We start from the raw sequence: 19,062 nt of genomic DNA, 5'->3' as shown, positions 1-19,062 counted from the left end.
ACGTCTGCCGCAGAAATCTCACTGGTTCTCAGGCTAACCATGTTTCTCGTTGTCGCCGACCCCCGCAGGTAGACGGTCGGTTACGCCCCGAATATCCACCGCAACGGGGGACCTGACGGTCGCTGTCGGTGCCCACCATGATCACGATGGGCACCGGCGCGGGCCCGGCGGGGGTGGCCCCGCCCGGCCCGGCGCCGACCCGCGGTGGCGGGCCACCCGCGCGCCCGGCGGGCGGGGTACACTGCCGGACATGGCCGGAGTCTTCCTGCTTCTTACCGGGCCGTGCTGATGCGCTGACGCGCGACAGCACGGCGGCCCCTCCTGCGCGAGGGGCTTTTTTGTGCCCTCCGCCGGCCGGCGTGTGCCCCGGGCCCGCCCGGGCGGGCCGCACCGGGAGCGGATCCACTCCCCATACCGAACCATGACCACGCCGAGCGAGGTCAGCACCCAGCCCGGCCGGGCACGGCCGGCGGCGACGAGCGAAGCGAGGAGACGCCATGAGTGAGGCAGCCGCACCGGCGGGCGACATTCCCCCCTACCGGTACACCGCGGCCCTGGCCGACGAGATCGAGCAGCGTTGGCAGGACGTCTGGGCGCGTGAGGGCACCTTCCACGCCCCGAACCCGACCGGCCCGCTGGCCGACCCGGACCACCCCCGGGCCGGCGCGGAGAAGCTGTACGTGCTGGACATGTTCCCGTACCCGTCGGGCGCCGGCCTGCACGTCGGCCACCCGCTGGGCTACATCGGCACCGACTGCTTCGCCCGCTATCAGCGGATGGCCGGGCGCAACGTGCTGCACGCGATGGGCTTCGACGCGTTCGGCCTGCCCGCCGAGCAGTACGCGGTGCAGACCGGCACCCACCCGCGGACCACCACGGTGGCGAACATCGAGCGGTACAAGGCGCAGCTGCGCCGGCTGGGGCTGGCCCACGACGAGCGCCGCTCGGTAGCGACCATCGACACCGACTTCTACCGCTGGACCCAGTGGATCTTCCTGCAGATCTTCAACTCCTGGTACGACCCGGACGTGCGCAGGGCCCGCCCGATCGCGGAGCTGATCGCCGAGTTCGAGGGCGGCAACCGCCCCACCCCGGACGGCCGGCCCTGGGCCGAGCTGACCGTGGCCGAGCGGCGCACGATCGTCGACGACCACCGGCTGGCGTACGTCTCACAGGCCCCGGTGAACTGGTGCCCCGGGCTGGGCACCGTGCTGGCCAACGAGGAGGTCACCGCCGACGGCCGCTCCGAGCGGGGCAACTTCCCGGTCTTCAAGCGCAACCTGAAGCAGTGGATGATGCGGATCACCGCGTACGGCGACCGGCTGCTGGACGACCTGGACACCCTGGACTGGCCCGAGCCGATCAAGCTGATGCAGCGCAACTGGATCGGCCGCTCCCAGGGCGCGCACATCGACTTCCCCACCGAGCGGGAGCCGATCCGGGTGTTCACGACCCGCCCGGACACCATCTTCGGGGCCACCTACATGGTGCTGGCCCCGGAGCACGAACTGGTCGACGCGCTGGTGCCGGCGGCCTGGCCGGCGGGGACGAAGGACGCCTGGACCGGCGGGCACGCCAACCCGCGCGCGGCCGTGGAGGCGTACCGGAAGGCGGCGGCGGCCAAGACCGACGTCGAGCGGCAGGCCGACACGAAGGAGAAGACCGGCGTCTTCGTCGGCGCGTACGCCGTCAACCCGGTCACCGGCGGGCAGATCCCGATCTTCATCGCCGACTACGTGCTGGCCGGCTACGGCACCGGCGCGATCATGGCGGTGCCCGCGCAGGACGAGCGGGACTGGGCGTTCGCCGAGGTCTTCGAGCTGCCGATCGTGCGGACCGTGCAGCCGTCGGAGGGCTTCGACGGCAAGGCGTACACCGGGGAGGGTCCGGCGATCAACAGCGCCGCGCCCGACCGCGGCCTGGACCTGAACGGCCTGGGGGTCGCCGACGCCAAGGCGGCGATCATCGAGTGGCTGGAGGCCAACGGGCACGGCGCCGGCGCGGTCACCTACCGGCTGCGCGACTGGCTGTTCTCCCGGCAGCGCTACTGGGGCGAGCCGTTCCCGATCGTGTACGACGAGACCGGCGCGGCGATCGCGCTGCCCGAGGAGATGCTGCCGGTCGAGCTGCCCGAGGTGGACGACTTCTCGCCGCGCACCTTCGACGCCGACGACGCCGACAGCAACCCGGAGACCCCGCTGTCGCGGCGGCGCGACTGGGTCGAGGTGGAGCTGGACCTGGGTGACGGCCCGAAGCGCTACACCCGCGAGACCAACGTGATGCCGCAGTGGGCCGGCTCCTGCTGGTACGAGCTGCGCTACCTGGACCCGACCAACTCGAAGCGGTTCGTCGACGCGGAGAACGAGCGGTACTGGATGGGCCCGCGCGGCGAGGGCGACTGCGGCGGCACCGACATGTACGTCGGCGGCGCCGAGCACGCCGTGCTGCACCTGCTGTACGCCCGCTTCTGGCACAAGGTGCTGTACGACCTGGGCCACGTCTCGTCGTTCGAGCCGTTCCGCAAGCTGTTCAACCAGGGCTACATCCAGGCGTACGCGTACACCGACGCCCGGGGCGCCTACGTGCCGGCGGAGGACGTGATCGAGCGTGACGGCGGCTTCTACCTGGGCGACACCCAGGTCAAGCGCGAGTACGGCAAGATGGGCAAGTCCCTGAAGAACGTCGTCACGCCCGACGAGATGTGCGCCGCGTACGGCGCCGACACGTTCCGGGTCTACGAGATGTCGATGGGCCCGCTGGAGGTGTCCCGCCCGTGGGAGACCCGGGCGGTCGTCGGGTCGTACCGGTTCCTGCAGCGGGTCTGGCGGGCGATCGTCGACGAGCAGACCGGCGCGCTGCGGGTCACCGAGGCCCCGGCCGACGAGGCGACCCGGCGGCTGCTGCACAAGGTGGTCGACGGGGTCCGCGGTGACATGGAGGCGATCCGGTTCAACACCGCGATCGCCAAGCTGATCGAGCTGACCAACGGGCTGACCCGGCTGTCGGAGACCCCACGCGAGGTGGCCGAGCCGCTGGTGCTGATGCTGGCGCCGTTCGCCCCGCACGTGGCCGAGGAGCTGTGGCGGCGGATGGGGCACGAGAGCTCCCTGACGTACGCGGACTTCCCGACCGCCGACCCGGCGCTGCTGGTCGCCGAGACGGTGACGTACCCGGTGCAGATCAACGGCAAGGTCCGCGGCCGGGTCGAGGTCCCCGCCGACGCGTCCGAGGAGACCGTCCGCGCGGCGGCCCTGGAGGCGGTCGCCGGCCCGCTGGCCGGCAAGGAACCCCGCAAGGTCATCGTCGTCAAGGGCCGCATGGTCTCCGTAGTCGCCTGACCCATCCCCCCGGCCGGGGCTGGCAGTTTCACGGAAAGAGTGGCTGTTCCGCGCGGAATGGCCACTCTTTCCGTGAACTTGGGCGGATCTTGGGCCGGGGTGGGGTGGCCGGGCTCTTCACCAAGGTCGGCGCGCGGTCCCAACGGGCGAGCGGCGCCCGGAAGGCGATACACGGAGCGTGACCTCCGTGGTGGCGCACGCCCCGACGAGCGTGATGACTCAGAGGCATATTTATGCCTCTCAGGTATGTCGCTCGTCGGGCACGTCCACTCCGGGCCGCGACACGCCGGCACGACACCCGGCCGATGGCGCGGGTGGCTTCAGGCGTGGAGGGTCGACTCCACCGCGCGCCGGTGGGTGTGCAGCCAGTCCTGCCAGTGGCGTACCCCGTCGACCGCGCCGGCCGCGCGCAGCCGGCGCATGCCGGGCTCGTCCCGGTCCGCGCCGGCGTCGATGCCCCGCCAGGTGGCCTCGAGCTGGTCGAGCATGAGGGTGACCAACTCGTCCCGGGGGAGCGGTACCGGATCCGGTCCGGCGGCGGCCGCGTCGTAGGCGTCGCAGAGCAGCCGGCAGCGCCGGCCCAGCTCGGCCGGGTCGGCGTCGTCGCCCAGCTCCCCCCAGTGCCACGCGGCGAACGCCACGTCGTCGATCCGGCGGCCCGGCGCGGCGAGGTCCCAGTCCAGGAACGCCGCCGGCAGCAGCCCGGCGGGCGAGTCCCGGTACACGGTGTTCTTCGGCGACAGGTCGCGGTGGCAGACCGTCTCCGCGCGGCCGGCCAGAGCGGTGCCGGCGCAGGCGTCGTGCAGGGCCCGGATCAGTTCGGCCAGCCGGGTCAGCGCGGCGTCGGAGAAGAAGGCCGGGTCCTCCCGCTCCCGCCACGGCACCTGCCCGGCGAGGTGGCTGAGCACCTGCCGGCCCCGCTCGTCGGTGCCCAGCGGTCGGGGCGCCACGGGCGCGCCGACCCGGTCCAGGTGTGCCAACAGGGCGGTGACGAACCCGGCGTTGGCCGGGGGAGTGCGGCGGACGGTGTCGCCGATCCGGACCACCTCGGCGATGAACCCGCCGGCCAGCACCTCCTCGGCAGCGCCGGTCACCTCGGCGCGGCGCGGCGGCCGGTTCCCACCCGTCACGGTCGCGGCTCCGTCGCACCGAGCCGGCGCTGCCGTTCGGCCCGCCACCAGCGGTGGATCAGCACGGCGCTGGCGATCAGGCCGAGGCTGGCGGGGGCGGCGGCGTACCAGTTGACCTCGCCCGGTGAGCTGACCGCCGCGCCGATCGCGGCGTAGCCGAACGCGGTCGGGGCGGAGGCGAGAACGCTGCCGGCGAGGAACGGCAGCACCCGCGCTCCGGTGGTGCCGTAGCCGTAGCTGACCAGGCCGAAGCCGGCGATGGGCAGCAGCCGGACGGTGATCACCCCCAGCACGCTCTGCCGGGCGAACCAGCCGTCGAGCCGGGCCAGCCGGCCCCGGAGGTGTTCCGCGACGAACTCCCGGCCCAGCACCCGGCCGACCGCGAAGCCGATCGCCGCGGCGAGCAGGGCCGCGCCGAGCGCGTACGCGGCGCCCTCCAGGGGGCCGAAGATGGCGCCGGAGGCGAGCGTGACGAAGGTCCGCGGGACCAGCGCGACCAGTAGCACCGCCCCGGCGGCGATCGCCGCGAGCGGGGCGTACCCGCCGAGGGAGTCGGCGAGGCGCGGCAGCCGGGCGACGTCCGGCCGGGGCGCCACCAGCAGCAGCACCCCGAAGCCGGCGAGCAGGAGCAGCAGCGCGGCGAAGCGACGCCCGGACGGCTGGCCGAGCAGCCGCCGGACGGCGTGGATCATGCCCGGTCGGCGGCGGCCACCGCGGCGCGGCGCTCGGAGCGGAGCCGGTCGGCCCAGGTGTCGTCCAGCGGCGGGAGCTGGTGCACCCCGGTGGCCCAGCGCAGCAGCAGGTCGGCCAGGGCCGGGTTGCGGGCCAGCGCCGGCCCGTGCGAGTACGTGCCGAGCAGCTTGCCGCGCCAGGCGCCCTCGGTGGCGCCGTCGTTGCCGACCCCGGCGGTGACCCGGGCCAGCGGCGAGACGCCGGGGCCGAGGTGGGTGCGCCCGCCGTGGTTCTCGAACCCGGACAGCGCCGGTACGCCCAGCCGCGGGTCGATCTCGCCGGCCAGTTCGCCGACGGCCCGGGTGGGGCCGCGGTCGGAGGAGAGGTCGAGCAGCTCCAGCCCGGCGCACTTGGTGCCCTTGGCGAAGAAGGAGGTGCCGAGCAGCTGGTAGCCGGCGCAGACGCCGAAGACCACCGAGCCCTGGGCGACCGCCCGGTGCAGGCCGCCGTCGGCGATCAGCCGCTGGGCGCCCAGCGCCTGCGGGCCGTCCTCACCGCCGCCGATCAGGTAGATGTCGGCGGTCGCGGGCAGCCGCTGGTCGGAGCGGACCTCCAGCACCTCGACCGGCATCCCGCGCAGCTGCGCCCGGCGGGCCAGGATCAGCATGTTGCCCCGGTCGCCGTAGGTGGAGAGCAGGTCGGGGTAGATCCAGACGATGCGCAGGCTCTCAGTTGACACGGTCCAACTCCGCTCGGATGTCCTGGAAGGCGGTGTAGTTCGCAATGACCTCCAGCCGGCCCGGCGGGACCGCCCGGACCGCCTCGTCGAACGTCCGCACGTGCTGGAACGGCACGGCGTTGACGTCGAGCCGGACCGCCAGGTCGTACGCCCGGTCGCCGGTGATCAGCACCTGCCGACCGCGCAGCGGGGCGAAGTCGACGTCGAAGAGCCAGGAGGTGTCCAGCCCGTCGGGGTCGCGGGCGTTGATGGAGAGCAGCGTCGGCGCCACGTCGGCCATGTCGAACGCCTCCAGCCAGCTGGCCGGATTCTTGGCCAGCAGCAGCCGGATGTTGCGCCCGTCCCGGTCGACCTGGGCGTAGCGGCCGGCGACCGAGGTGACCGTGCCCAGCCGGGAGACCGCGTCGACGGGGCGTACCCCGAACTCGGCGGCGACGGCCAGCGCGGTGGCCGCGTTGCCGATGTTGACCTTGCCGGGGAGCTGGAGGGCCACCTTGTGCCAGGCGCCGGTGGGGTCGAGGACGCCCTCGTCCTCCACGGTCCACTGCGGCTCGGGCCGGCGCAGCGGGCAGCCGGTGCACCACCACTGCTCTCCTGAGCGCTGGATGGTGGAGCCGCACTCCGGGCAGACCCAGGAGTCGTCGTGCCAGCGCTGGCCGGCGCTGAACCAGGTGACGTGCGGCGGGTTGACCCCGCGCGCCGGGTCGGCCGGCGGGGTGGCCGCCCAGACCACCATCGGGTCGTCGGCGTTGGCCACCACCCGCACGTCGGCGTGCCGGACCAGCGCCGCGCGCCAGAGCTGCGCCATCATGGCGACCTCCTTGGCCCGGTCCAGCTGGTCGCGGGAGAGGTTGAGCAGCGCCACCACGTGCGGCTCGGTGGCCTCCAGCACCTGCGCGAGGTAGTGCTCGTCGACCTCCAGCACCGCGTACGGGGTGCTGCCCGCCTTGGCCAGGGCGGAGGTGTGGCCGGTCGGCATGTTGGCGCCGAAGGAGTTGGTGGCCACCCGACCGAGCACCCCGACGGCGGCGGCGGCGAGCCGGGTGGTGGTGGTCTTGCCGTTGGTGCCGGAGACCAGCGCGATGGCGCGGCCGGCGGAGAGGTGGGCCAGCAGGTCGGGATCGATCTTCAGCCCGATCCAGCCGCCGATCACCGAGCCGTCGCCCCGGCCGGCGGCGCGCGACAGGGCCGCGGCCGTCCGGGACACGGAGCTGGCCACCTTTGCCCGCAGGGGCATCTTCGCGTCCGTCACCCGAGCGAGGTTACCGGACCCGCACGCCCACCAGATCGCCGCCGACGGCGAACCGTTCGGCCGGACCCTTCTCGGGCGTCCGGTCGCCCCGCGCTCCGCCGGTCGGAGTCGACCCATGTCGGGTAGCGGACGCGGCGCGGGGGGCGCTCCGGCCCTCCACTCCGCTCCACCCCTCCTGACGTGCGCTTTTGCCCGGCGGAGCGGCGCGCCACGCGGGCGTTTCTGGTTGCAGGTGGAGGGAAGTGGAGTAGAGTGGGGCGCGATGGTGAGGCCGGGAGGGCCCACCGGCCCGGGGGGTCAGCGGCGCCGCGAACGCCGCTAAAGGGCGAGGGGGTAGGGCCGATGTTCCTCGGCACCCACACTCCGCGCCTGGACGACAAAGGCCGGTTGATCCTTCCGGCGAAGTTCCGGGACGAGCTGGCGGGGGGTGTCGTGATCACTAAAGGGCAGGAGCGCTGCCTCTACGTCTTCCCCACGCCCGAGTTCCAGCGGATCGCCGACCAGTTGCGCGCGCAGCCCATGACGCACAAGGCGGCCCGGGCCTACAGCCGGGTCTTCTTCGCCAGCGCGCACGACGAGGTCCCCGACAAGCAGGGACGGGTCACCATCCCGGCCCACCTCCGGTCGTACGCCGCGCTCGACCGGGACCTGGTGGTGATCGGGGCGAGCACCCGGGTGGAGATCTGGGACAAGGCGGCCTGGGAGGCCTACCTCGCCGAGAGTGAAGACGACTTCGCCGACATCGAGGAGGGGGTGCTGCCCGGCGGCCTGTAGGGCGTGACGACGCCCGACGTACTGCGAGATCTCCAGCCGCTTTCGAGTTCCTGGCACCCCTTCCCCGGTGCCAGGCGCACGATCAGTCTCCGGGGCCGCGGCCTCGGGAGGCGAAGCGGGAGCGGATGGGGATCTGGCGGTACGACGGCACGGCGTCGTCCGACGAGCAGGGTCGCAGGACCGAACGGAACTTTCAACCAGTGGGGGTCGACATGGGGGAGCTACGCGGCACGCACGTGCCGGTGCTGCTCGAGAGGTGTCTCGAGTTGCTGGCCCCCGCGCTGGACCGGGGTGACCGGACGGTGCACGTCGACGCGACGCTGGGGCTGGCCGGGCACGCCGAGGCGGTGCTGGAACGGCACCCGCGGACGGTGCTGATCGGCCTGGACCGGGACACCGAGGCCCTCGCCCACGCGCGGGTCCGGCTGGCTCGCTTCGCCGACCGGATCCACCTGGTGCACGCCGTCTACGACGAGCTGCCCGAGGTGCTGGAGCAGCTCGGCTATCCGGGCATCGACGGGATCCTGTTCGACCTGGGGGTCTCCTCGTTGCAGCTGGACGCGCCCGACCGCGGGTTCGCGTACGCCCAGGACGCGCCGCTGGACATGCGGATGGACCAGACCCGGGGGGTGACCGCCGAGGAGGTGGTCAACACCTACTCGCACCCGGACCTGGCCCGGGTGCTGCGGGTCTACGGCGAGGAGAAGTTCGCCGGGCGGATCGCCTCGGCGATCATCCGGGAGCGCGAGCGTGGCCGGATCACCTCCTCGGCCCGGCTCGCCGAGCTGGTCAGGGAGAGCATTCCGGCACCAGCCCGGCGAACGGGTGGACACCCGGCCAAGAGAACGTTTCAGGCTTTACGGATCGAGGTAAACAGGGAGCTGGCAGCGCTGGAGGCGGCGCTGCCGGCCGCTCTGGACAAGCTCAACGTGGGCGGCCGCATGGTGGTCCTGTCCTACCACTCGCTGGAGGACCGGCTCACCAAGCAGGCGCTCGCCGACCGGGTCCGCAGTAAGGGCCCGGTCGACCTTCCGGTGGAACTTCCCGGATCGGGCCCGACGTTCCGGCTGCTCAGCCGGGGCGCCGAGCTTCCCGGGGAGGCGGAGGTCGCCGTGAACCCGCGCGCCGCCTCGGTGCGCCTGCGGGCCGCGGAACGACTCGACCCGGCCACCGAGCAGCAGGGGCGGACCGACCGCGAACGGTACCGCCGCCGGGTCAAGGCGATGCACCAACCGGGGACGGGGTCGACGTCGGGTTCCACAGTGGACCGCAGGTCGACGCCGGGGGACGGCAGAGGGACGGACGAAGAGGGGGAGGGGACATGAACGTCAACAAGCGCGACGGCCGGGAGGCCGTCGGGCAGCGCGCACCGCGGTCGGGGGGCCGGACCGCGGCGCAGCGCACCACGCGCGGCGACAAGCCGGCGGACCTCGCCGGCCGGCAGGGGGAGACTCGCGCCCGGGGGGCGCGCGAGTTCCCGGTCCAGGGCAACGCCGCGCTGCGGCCGGCCGAGAAGGTCGCCGAAACCACCGCCGCCCGGCCCCGGCTGCGGGTCGCTCCGCCGCCGCCGGTGCGGGTGCCGCGGGCGCCGTTCGCGGCGCTGATCGTGGTGCTGGTCGTCGGCGGGGTGCTGGGCATCCTGGCCGTCAACACGAAGATCAACGAGAACGCCTTCAAGCTCCAGCAGCTCCAGCAGCAGCAGGCCCGCCTCGACGTGGACGAGCAGCAGCTGAACAAGCAGATCGAGGCGGCCAAGGCGCCGGGCAACCTGACCGCCGAGGCGCGCAAGCTCGGCCTGGTCGAGGCCGGCGAGCCGGCGTACATCCGGCTGCCGGACGGCCGGGTGATCGGCGTGCCGCAGCCCGCCGACGGGCAGCCGGCGATCACCAGCCAGCAGGGCAACGGGGGATAGCAGTGCCGCCGAGATCGGACGAACCGCGCCGGGACCCCACCACGGGCTCCCGGCGCGGCCCGTCCCGGGCCGGCCGGGGCGGGGACCCGCGGACCGGCGAGCCGGGGATCGGCGGGATCTCCGACGCCCGGGCGTACACCCCTCGGGGCCGGACCATCCGGGAGAGCGGCGAGGAGCGGGCCGGCGGCCGTGACGAGCGGTCCGGCCAGCGGCGTACTCCCCGGGCGAGCCGCTCCGGCGACCCGTTCCGCCCGGCGTTGCAGGTGCTCGACGGCGGCCGGGCGGGGGCCCGCGCCGGGCGGCGGGAGGCCGCCCCGGTCGCCCGGGCCGGCGTCATCCGCACCGTCCCGGCCCGGCCGGCCTGGACCGACGACGACGACGAGGAGCTGGCGCCGCCGCGCCGCCGGGCCGGCGGGCGTACGCCGCGCCGGCCGGAGCGTCCGGCGGCCCGCCGCCCCGCCCGCAAGCCGCGCCGGCCGCCCAAGCTGGCCGAGCCGCGCCGCCGGCTGCGGCTGGGCACCATGCTCGTGCTGGCGCTCTTCGTCACCATCGGCATCCGGCTGGTCTTCCTCCAGGCGGTGGACACCCCGGCGTACGCGGGTGGGGGCATCGACTCCCGGCTCACCCGGGTCGACCTGCCCGCCCCGCGCGGCGCCATCGTCGACCGCACCGGCGCGCCGCTGGCCCGCAGCGTCGAGGCCCGGTACGTCTTCGCCGACCCGACCCAGGTCAAGGACCGGGCGACCACCGCCCGGCTGCTCTCCCCGCTGCTCGGCGTGCCCGCCTCCGAGCTGGCCGAGAAGATGAAGCGGCGCGGCCTGCCCGGCGGCGGCGAGTCGCAGTTCCAGTACCTGGCCCGGGGCGTCGACATCCCGAAGGCCAAGCAGATCGAGGCGCTCGACCTCGCCGGCATCGGCACCCACCGCGACGAGCGGCGCGAGGTGCCCGGCGGCGACCTGGCCGCCAACCTGGTCGGCTTCGTCAGCCAGGACATGAACGGCCTGGAGGGGCTGGAGGCGCGCTACGACGACGTGCTCCAGGGCAAGGACGGCCGGCGCGTCTACGAGGCGGGCCAGGGCGACCTGGACGCGCCCATCCCCGGCGGCTACAGCCAGACCACTCCGGCCAAGCCGGGCAGCTCACTGGTGCTCACCATCGACCGGGACCTGCAGTACCAGGTGCAGCAGGTGCTCGGCCGGCAGATGGCGCAGACCCGGGGCAGCGTCGGCGCCGCCGTGGTGCTGGACGTGGCGACCGGCGAGGTGCTGGCCCAGGCCAGCCACCCCAGCTACAACGCGGCCAACCCGGAGCCGAGCCGGCCGACCGACCGGGAGGACGCGGCGACCAGCTTCGTGGTAGAACCGGGCTCGGTGCACAAGGCGATCACCTTCGGCGCGGCGTTGCAGGAGGGCGTGATCACTCCCGACACCACGCTGCCCGTCCCCAACACCATCACCAAGGGCGACACGACCTTCCCCGACACCCACCCGGCGAACGGCCGGCGGATGACTCTGCCGGGGATGATGGCCTTCTCGTCCAACGTCGGCACCATTCAGATCGCCGACGAGCTGGGCCGGGACCGGCTGATCGACTACCAGAAGCGGTTCGGGCTGGGGCAGCCCACCGGCGAGGGGATGCCGGGGGAGGCCTCCGGGCGGCTGCTGCCCGCCGACGAGTGGAGCGACTCGTCGCACGGGTCGGTGCCGATCGGGCACAGCGTGGACGCCACGCCCCTGCAGATGGCCGCCGCGTACGCCACCATCGCCAACAACGGCACGTACGTCCAGCCGCACCTGATCAAGGAGGTGATCAGCGGGGCGGACGGGAAGCGGACGCCCGCCGGGCCGCCGGTCACCCGACCGGTGCTCAGCCCGGCCAACGCCACCGCGCTGCGCACCATCCTGGAGGCGGTCACCACCGTCGACGGGGCGACCGGCGTGGCCGCGGCGGTGCCCGGCTACCGGGTCGCCGGCAAGACCGGCACCGGCTGGCGGCTGGTCGACGGCGAGAAGCAGCCCGGCGAGGTCGGCTCGTTCATCGGGATGGCCCCGGCGGAGAAGCCCCGGTACGTGGTGGCGGTCTTCGTGTGGAGCCCCGGCGGCGAGGGCGGCACGGTGGCCGCGCCCGCCTTCCGCGAGATGATGGGCTTCACCCTGCGGCATTACCGGGTTCCCCCGTCGGGCGGCAAGGCCCCCAAGTTCGAGGTCTTTCCGCAGTGAACAGCCACGGCGGGACATCATCGGTGAGTGGGGACGAACCACCGGGGCGGCTGTGCGGTCGGAACCGGACGACCGGGTAGGGTCTGACGCCGTGCCCGGCAATCCACGTCCCCGTACCGTGCCCGGAGTCCGGCTCGGCGACCTCGCCGCCCGGCTCGCCGTCGCGCCACCGGAGGCCGCCGCCGACGTGGCGGTGACCGGGGCGACGCACGCCAGCCAGGAGGTCCTTCCCGGCGACCTGTACGCCGCGCTGCCCGGCGCCCGCCGGCACGGCGCGGAGTTCGCCGCGGCCGCCGCGGCCGCCGGCGCGGTGGCCGCGCTGACCGACCCGGCCGGCGCCGCCGCGGTGACCGAGGCCGGCCTGCCCGCCCTGGTGGTGTCCGACCCCCGGGCGGTGCTCGGCGACCTCGCCTCCGCCGTCTACGGCGACCCGACCGAGGGGCTGACCGTGATCGGGGTCACCGGCACGGCCGGCAAGACCTCGACCGCCTACCTGGTGGAGTCCGGCCTGCGCGCCGCCGGGCACACCACCGGCCTGATCGGCACCGTGGAGACCCGGCTCGGCGATCTGGTGATCGACAGCGTGCGGACCACCCCGGAGGCGACCGACCTGCACGCCATGCTCGCCGCCGCGCGCGAGCGCGGGGTGACCGCGGTGGTCATGGAGGTCTCCAGCCACGCCCTGGCGATGGGGCGGGTCGGCGGGGTCCGGTTCACCGTCGGCGGCTACACCAACTTCGGCTCCGACCACCTCGACTTCCACGCCGACTCGGCCGACTACTTCGCGGCCAAGGCGCGGCTCTTCGACGGCCGCTGCGCCGCCGAGGTCCTCAACCTCGACGACCCGGCGCTGCGCCCGCTGTTCAAGCCCACCACGGTCAGCTACTCGGCGGCCGGCGACCGCGCGGCCACCTGGTGGGCCGACGAGGTCGGTGGCGAGGGGTACGCCCAGCGCTTCACCGTCCACGGCCCGGACGGCCTGGCGCTGCCCGCCGGGGTGGCCCTGCCCGGCCGGCACAACGTGGCCAACGCGCTGCTGGCCATCGCCAGCCTGGTCGCCGCCGGGGTCGACCCGGCGGTCGCCGCCGAGGGGGTGGCCGCCTGCGGCGGCGTCCCGGGGCGGCTGGAGCTGGTCAGCGCCGCCGGTCCGGTGCGCGGCGTGGTCGACTACGCACACAAGTCGGACGCCATCGTGGCCGCCCTGGCCGCGCTGCGCGAGCTGAGCGCGGGTCGGCTGATCTGCGTCATCGGCGCGGGTGGTGACCGGGACCGGGGCAAGCGGCCGGTGATGGGCGCCGCCGCGGCGCGGGGCGCCGACGTGGTGCTGGTGACCGACGACAACCCGCGCACCGAGGACCCCGCCGCGATCCGGGCCGAGGTGCTCGCCGGGGCGTACGCGGCCGGTGCCCCCGCCCGGATCATCGAGGCCCCGGGCCGGCGGGCCGCCATCGCCGAGGCGGTCCGGCTCGCCGAGCCCGGCGACGTGGTGGCGGTGCTCGGCAAGGGCCACGAGCGTGGCCAGGAGGTCGCCGGCGAGGTGCACCCGTTCGACGACCGGGTGGAGCTGGCGGAGGCGCTCGGCGCCCGCTTCGGGGACCTGGCGGGTCGACGGTGATCCCGCTGAGCCTGGCCGAGGTCGCCTCGGCCGTCGACGGCCGCCTCGTCGGCGCCGACCCGGCGGCCCGGGTCACCGGCCCGGTCGAGTTCGACTCGCGCAAGGTCACCGCCGGGGCGCTCTTCGTCGCCTTCCCCGGCGAGAAGGTCGACGGACACGACTACGCGGCCGGCGCGGTGGACGCCGGCGCGGTGGCGGTGCTCGGCACCCGAGAGGTGCCCGGGGTGCCGATGGTGCTGGTGGGAGACGCCCTGACCGCGATGGGCCGGTTGGCCCGCGCGGTGGTCGGGCGGCTGCCGCAGCTGACCGTGATCGGGCTGACCGGCTCGTCGGGCAAGACCACCACCAAGGACCTGATCGCCCAGCTCACCGTCCGGCTCGGCCCGACCGTGGCCCCGCCCGGCTCGTTCAACAACGAGCTGGGGCACCCGTACACGGCGTTGCAGGCCACGCCGGAGACCCGCTTCCTGGTGATGGAGAAGGGCGCCCGGGGGATCGGGCACGTGCGCTACCTGTGCGACGTGGTGCCGCCGCGGATCTCCGTGGTGCTCAACGTCGGGGTCGCGCACATCGGCGAGTTCGGCTCGGTGGAGAACATCGCCCTGGCCAAGGGGGAACTGGTCGAGGCGCTGCCGGCCGACGGGCTGGCCGTGCTCAACGCCGACGACCCGCTGGTCGACGCGATGGCCGCGCGCACCGGCGCCCGGGTGGTCCGGTACGGCGAGGCCGCGCACGCCGACGTCCGGGCGGTCGACGTGTCGCTGGACGACCGGGGCCGGCCGTCGTACACCCTGGTCACCCCGGAGGGAAGCGCCCCGGTGCGGCTCGGGCTGACCGGCCGGCACCAGGTCTCCAACTCGCTGGCCGCGGCGGCGGTGGCCCGCGAGCTCGGGATGCCGCTGGCCGAGGTGGCCGGCGCCCTGGGTGAGCTGGGGCTGGTCTCCACCCGCCGGATGGACGTCTTCGACCGGCCCGACGGGGTGACCGTGATCGACGACTCGTACAACGCCAACCCGGCCTCGATGGCGGTGGCGCTGCGCGCCCTTGCCGGCATGCGCCGCGAAGGGCGTATCTTTGCCGCGCTCGGCTACATGGCCGAGTTGGGCGACTTCGAACGCGACGGGCACCGGGAGGTGGGCCGGCTCGCGGCGGAGTTGGGCGTGGACCGGCTGCTCGTGGTGGGTGAGCCGGCGGCGCCGATCCACGAGGGCGCGACAGCGGTAAGTGACTGGGGAGGAGAGTCGGTGCTGCTCACCGATCAGGCGGCGGCCGTCGAGGTGCTGCGCAGCGAGCTACGACCGGGCGACGTCGTCCTGGTGAAGGGCTCCCGGTACCGCACCTGGGAGGTGGCCGACGCCCTGCGCGCCGGCGCCACCGGGAACGGGGACGCCGCATGAGGGCGGTGATCATCGCCGTCGGCGTGGCGTTCCTGATCTCGCTGCTCGGCACCCCGATCGCGATCAAGGTGTTCACCCGGCTCAAGGCCGGCCAGCCGATCCGGGCCGAGGGCCCGGCGATGCACCAGGGCAAGAAGGGCACGCCGACGATGGGCGGCGTGGTCTTCATCCTGGCCACGGTGATCGCGTACGTCGCCGGTCACCTGGCCCTGACCACGCTGCCGGACGCGCAGATCGCCCAGGTCGAGCCGACCATCACGGCGCTGGTGCTGCTGGGGCTGATGGTCTTCTCCGGGGCGGTCGGCTTCATCGACGACTTCCTCAAGGTCCGCAAGCGGCACAGCGGCGGTCTCAACAAGCGCGGCAAGCTCTTCGGGCAGATCCTGGTCGGCGCGATCTTCGGGGTGGTGGCGCTCTACTTCCCGAGCACGATGACCGACGCCAGCGGCGCGGCGACCAACACCGAGACCGTCGGGGCCACCACGCTCAGCTTCATCCGGGACATCCCGGCGCTGGAGATCGGCAAGATCGCCTCGGTGATCGTCATCATCTTCGTGGTGATGGCCGCCACCAACGGGGTGAACCTCACCGACGGCCTCGACGGCCTCGCCACCGGCGCCTCGGTGATGGTCCTGGCCGCGTACGCCTTGATCGCGTTCTGGCAGTACCGGCACTGGTGCGCCGACCCGACCTACACCGCCAACCCGAACAACTACTGCTACGCGGTGCGGGATCCGCTGGAGATCGCGCTGATCGCCGGGGCGGCGGCCGGCGCCTGCGTCGGCTTCCTGTGGTGGAACACCTCGCCCGCCCGGATCTTCATGGGCGACACCGGCGCGCTCGGCCTGGGCGGTCTGATCGCCGGCATGGCGATGTCCACCCGGACGATCCTGCTGCTGCCGATCATCGGCGGGCTGTTCGTGATCATCACCATGTCGGTGGTGATCCAGATCATCTCCTTCCGGACCACCGGCAAGCGGGTGTTCCGGATGTCGCCGTTGCAGCACCACTTCGAACTCGCCGGCTGGAGCGAGGTCAACATCGTGGTGCGGTTCTGGATTATCGCCGGGATCGGCGTCGCCATCGCCCTCGGCCTGTTCTACAGCGACTTCCTGGCCAGCATGGGCTGAGTCGCCGACACCGGCCCGGCCGGGCCCGGCCGGGCCGGTGTCGGCCGGGGCGCGCCGCGAGCGTCGCGTACGGGGGTCCCTCATAGCCGAGGGGCCCCCGTTCCGCATTCCGACACGCCGACCGGGCCGAACGGCGGGAACGGGCCCGGCGAAGCGGCGATGATGGGCTCGTGGGGGAGGACCGAGGCGGCACCGGCACGACGACGACGGCGGCGGAGACCCAGGCACGGCGGGTCGCGGGGCGTACCGCCGACCCGCCGGCGTCGATCACCGGCCTGGACGCGGCCGGCGGCCTGGCGGCGCTGCGCGGCCTGCTGGCCCGCCCGCTGGCCTCCTACTACCTGCTGCTCTCCAGCGCCGGCCTGCTGCTGCTGATCGGCCTGGCCATGGTCTTCTCGGCGACCAGCGTGAGGGACTACGCCGAGGCCGGCGACGCCTCGGCGTCGGTGACCAAGCAGGCCGTCTTCGCGGTGATCGGCATCGTCGCGTTCTGGGCCTGCCAGCGGCTGCCGGCCAGCACCTTCCGCTCGCTCGGCCGGCCGGTGCTGGGTGCGGCGGTGGTGCTGCTGCTGGTGCTCAACCTGCTGCTGGCCCTGGACTCGCTGTTCAAGATCAAGGCGCTCGGGCCGCTGCGGGCCAACCTGCTCTGGCTCTACCTTGGCCCGATCCAGGTGCAGCCCTCCGAGCTGGCCAAGCTCGCGTTGGTGCTCTGGGGGGCGCACGTGATCGCCCGCAAGGGCGCCGCGCTCGGCTGGTGGAAGGAGCTGGCCACCCCGCTCTTCCCGGTGGTCGGGCTGCTCTTCGTGCTGGTCGGCTACAACGACCTGGGCACCATGCTCTGCCTGCTGGCGATCGTGGTCGGGCTGCTCTGGGCGGCCGGGGTGCGGATGCGGGTGTTCGCCGCGCTCTCCGCGGTGGGCCTGCTCGGCATCGGCGTGCTGGTGGCGGTGGCCTCGCTCGGCGCCGGTTCCGGCGCGGTCGGCGAGGAGAACTACCGGCTGGCCCGGTTGACCTCGTTCATCAGCCCGCCCGACCCGGCCACCTGCCTGGAGACCGGCTGCTGGCAGCTCGTCCAGGCCCGCAACGCCATCGAGCACGGCGGCTGGTTCGGCGTCGGGCTGGGCAAGAGCAGCGCGAAGTTCGGCTGGCTGCCGGCGGCGCACAACGACTTCATCTTCGCGGTGATCGCCGAGGAGCTCGGGGTGGTCGGCTGCACCGTCATCCTGGTGCTCTTCGCCGTGCTCGCCTACACCGGGCTGCGCGTCGCGCGGCGGGTCGAGGACCCGTTCCGCCGGCTCGCCGCCGCCGCGATCACCGCGTGGCTGGTCGGCCAGGCCGTGATCAACATCGGCGGCGTGATCGGCCTGCTGCCGCTGACCGGCGTGCCGCTGCCGTTCATCTCCGACGGCGGCAGCGCCCTGGTCGTGACGCTGGCGGCGGTCGGCATCCTCGCCTCGTTCGCCCGCGCCGAGCCCGACGCCGCGCGAGCCCTGCATGCCCGTCCGCCCGCCCGGTGGGTCCGACTACTCTGGGCCCCGTTGCCGCCGCTTCCCGGCCGGCGCCGCCGCCCGGCGACGCCACCGGCTGCCCGAGGGTCCGTGCCCCGGTCGCGAGCGCGGCGGGAGGACGACCAGGCCGCACCGCGCGGTGGCCGGCAGGGCCGGACCCGGGGCGGTACGGCGAGCGAGAGGAGACGCTGATGGGTCCGCTGCGTTCGGTGGTGCTCTGTGGAGGCGGTACGGGTGGCCACATCTACCCGCTGCTCGCCTTCGCCGACTGCCTGCGCCGACACGACCCGGGCGTCCGGATCACCTGTCTGGGCACGCCGAAGGGCCTGGAGAACGAGCTGATCCCGCCGGCCGGCTACGACCTGCGGCAGATCCCGGCGTACCAGCTGCCGCGCTCGGTCAACATGAGCCTGGTGCGCACCCCGGACCGGATGTGGAAGGCGGCCCGCGCCGCGGGCAAGGTGATCGACGAGGTGCAGGCCGACGCGGTGGTCGGCTTCGGCGGGTACGTCTCCGTCCCCGGCTACCTCGCCGCCTGGCGCCGCGAGCTGCCGATCGTCATCCACGAGGTGAACGTGCCACCGGGCGTGGCCAACCGGCTCGGCATGAAGTTCACCAAGAACGTCGCGGTCGGCTTCCCGCACCAGCCCGCGCAGGCCGAGTCGCTGCGCGACGCCCGGGTGGTCGGCGTGCCGCTGCGTCGGGGCATCGCCGGGCTGGACCGGGTCGCCATGCGCAACGCGGCTCGCGCCCACTTTGGACTCCGCCCCGACCTGCCGGTGCTCTTCGTCGCCGGCGGTTCGCAGGGCGCCCGCTCGATCAACCTGGCGGTCTCGGGCGCGGCCAAGGAACTGGCCCGCAACGGCGTACAGGTGCTGCACGTGATGGGTGCCCGCAACGAGCCGGTGCCGGTCCCCACCGACCTGCCGGTGCCGTACGTGGCCCTGCCCTACCTGTCCGAGATGGAGCTGGGCTACGCCGCCGCCGACCTGATGCTGGGCCGGGGCGGGGCGATGACCTGCGCCGAGGTGGCCGCCATCGGCCTGCCCACCATCTACGTGCCGTACCCGCACAGCAACCAGGAGCAGAAGCGCAACGCGCTGCCCGTGGTGGAGGCCGGCGGCGGGCTGCTCGTCGACGACGCCGAGCTGACCCCGGACTGGCTGGAGCGGACGGTCATCCCGCTGGTCCGCGACCCCCGCCGGCTCGCCGCGATGGGCGCGGCCGCGGCCGGGTACGGGCGACGCGACGGCGACGTCGCGCTGCTGAACTTCGTCTACGAGGCGGTGGCTCGGTGAGCGCGAAAAGTGAGCTTGCGAGCCCCGCAGTCGCGAACGACGGTGGCGCGATGACGCCGGCCACCGCGACGGGAAGGT

Annotated in this window: 14 protein-coding genes; 10 read left to right on the top strand and 4 right to left on the bottom strand. The window is 74.0% G+C overall.

Annotated features, from left to right (window positions below):
• Positions 1-497 precede the first annotated feature (497 nt).
• Positions 498-3,338 (top strand): leucine--tRNA ligase, encoded by a 2,841-nt coding sequence (gene leuS / locus ACTMTB_RS12610; RefSeq protein WP_441145222.1) that lies wholly within the window; start codon positions 498-500, stop codon positions 3,336-3,338.
• A gap of 320 nt (positions 3,339-3,658) precedes the next feature.
• Here the strand turns inward: leuS and ACTMTB_RS12605 are convergent, their stop codons facing one another.
• From ACTMTB_RS12605 to ACTMTB_RS12590, 4 genes are read right to left on the bottom strand one after another with little or no spacing between them, the layout of a single operon-like run.
• Positions 3,659-4,468: a phosphotransferase gene (locus ACTMTB_RS12605; protein ID WP_441145220.1), complete on the bottom strand. Its 810-nt coding sequence runs from the start codon at positions 4,466-4,468 to the stop codon at positions 3,659-3,661.
• A complete protein-coding gene (locus tag ACTMTB_RS12600; protein WP_441145903.1) occupies positions 4,465-5,259 on the bottom strand; it encodes a TVP38/TMEM64 family protein in 795 nt (264 codons plus the stop codon). The genes ACTMTB_RS12605 and ACTMTB_RS12600 overlap by 4 nt, the downstream gene beginning before the upstream one ends.
• Complete coding sequence (locus tag ACTMTB_RS12595) at positions 5,157-5,879, bottom strand: type 1 glutamine amidotransferase (RefSeq protein WP_154943885.1); 723 nt, start codon at positions 5,877-5,879, stop codon at positions 5,157-5,159. The genes ACTMTB_RS12600 and ACTMTB_RS12595 overlap by 103 nt, the downstream gene beginning before the upstream one ends.
• On the bottom strand, positions 5,869-7,116 hold the full coding sequence (locus tag ACTMTB_RS12590) for a MurT ligase domain-containing protein (protein WP_280838264.1): 1,248 nt from the start codon (positions 7,114-7,116) through the stop codon (positions 5,869-5,871). The genes ACTMTB_RS12595 and ACTMTB_RS12590 overlap by 11 nt, the downstream gene beginning before the upstream one ends.
• 357 nt (positions 7,117-7,473) lie before the next feature.
• Here ACTMTB_RS12590 and mraZ point away from each other — a divergent pair, with 357 nt between their 5' ends.
• The 9 genes from mraZ to murG all read left to right on the top strand — a co-directional run bounded on the left by mraZ (position 7,474) and on the right by murG (position 18,984).
• Entirely contained in the window at positions 7,474-7,905 is a 432-nt protein-coding gene (gene mraZ / locus ACTMTB_RS12585; protein WP_357913325.1) for a division/cell wall cluster transcriptional repressor MraZ, read from the top strand.
• Between the two features lie 212 nt (positions 7,906-8,117).
• A complete protein-coding gene (gene rsmH, locus ACTMTB_RS12580) occupies positions 8,118-9,230 on the top strand; it encodes a 16S rRNA (cytosine(1402)-N(4))-methyltransferase RsmH (RefSeq protein WP_441145217.1) in 1,113 nt (370 codons plus the stop codon).
• A complete protein-coding gene (locus ACTMTB_RS12575; RefSeq protein ID WP_441145215.1) occupies positions 9,227-9,817 on the top strand; it encodes a hypothetical protein in 591 nt (196 codons plus the stop codon). Before rsmH ends, ACTMTB_RS12575 begins: the two co-directional genes overlap by 4 nt.
• Positions 9,818-9,819: 2 nt before the next feature.
• A complete protein-coding gene (locus tag ACTMTB_RS12570; RefSeq protein WP_441145213.1) occupies positions 9,820-12,036 on the top strand; it encodes a peptidoglycan D,D-transpeptidase FtsI family protein in 2,217 nt (738 codons plus the stop codon).
• Between the two features lie 52 nt (positions 12,037-12,088).
• Positions 12,089-13,651, top strand: coding sequence for a UDP-N-acetylmuramoyl-L-alanyl-D-glutamate--2,6-diaminopimelate ligase (locus ACTMTB_RS12565; protein WP_441145211.1), 1,563 nt, complete (start codon positions 12,089-12,091; stop codon positions 13,649-13,651).
• Positions 13,648-15,048, top strand: a complete 1,401-nt coding sequence (locus ACTMTB_RS12560) for a UDP-N-acetylmuramoyl-tripeptide--D-alanyl-D-alanine ligase (protein WP_441145209.1) — start codon at positions 13,648-13,650, stop codon at positions 15,046-15,048. Before ACTMTB_RS12565 ends, ACTMTB_RS12560 begins: the two co-directional genes overlap by 4 nt.
• Complete coding sequence (gene mraY, locus ACTMTB_RS12555) at positions 15,045-16,178, top strand: phospho-N-acetylmuramoyl-pentapeptide-transferase (protein WP_154943876.1); 1,134 nt, start codon at positions 15,045-15,047, stop codon at positions 16,176-16,178. The genes ACTMTB_RS12560 and mraY overlap by 4 nt, the downstream gene beginning before the upstream one ends.
• A 293-nt stretch (positions 16,179-16,471) precedes the next feature.
• Positions 16,472-17,878: an FtsW/RodA/SpoVE family cell cycle protein gene (locus tag ACTMTB_RS12550; protein WP_441145901.1), complete on the top strand. Its 1,407-nt coding sequence runs from the start codon at positions 16,472-16,474 to the stop codon at positions 17,876-17,878.
• A complete protein-coding gene (gene murG / locus ACTMTB_RS12545) occupies positions 17,878-18,984 on the top strand; it encodes an undecaprenyldiphospho-muramoylpentapeptide beta-N-acetylglucosaminyltransferase (RefSeq protein ID WP_441145207.1) in 1,107 nt (368 codons plus the stop codon). Before ACTMTB_RS12550 ends, murG begins: the two co-directional genes overlap by 1 nt.
• The last annotated feature ends 78 nt before the right edge of the window (positions 18,985-19,062 follow it).

Origin of the sequence: Micromonospora sp. L32, assembly GCF_052068055.1 — a bacterium.
GTDB classification, from domain to species: Bacteria; Actinomycetota; Actinomycetes; order Mycobacteriales; family Micromonosporaceae; genus Micromonospora; species Micromonospora purpureochromogenes.
This window is presented reverse-complemented; position numbering and strand designations above follow the sequence as displayed.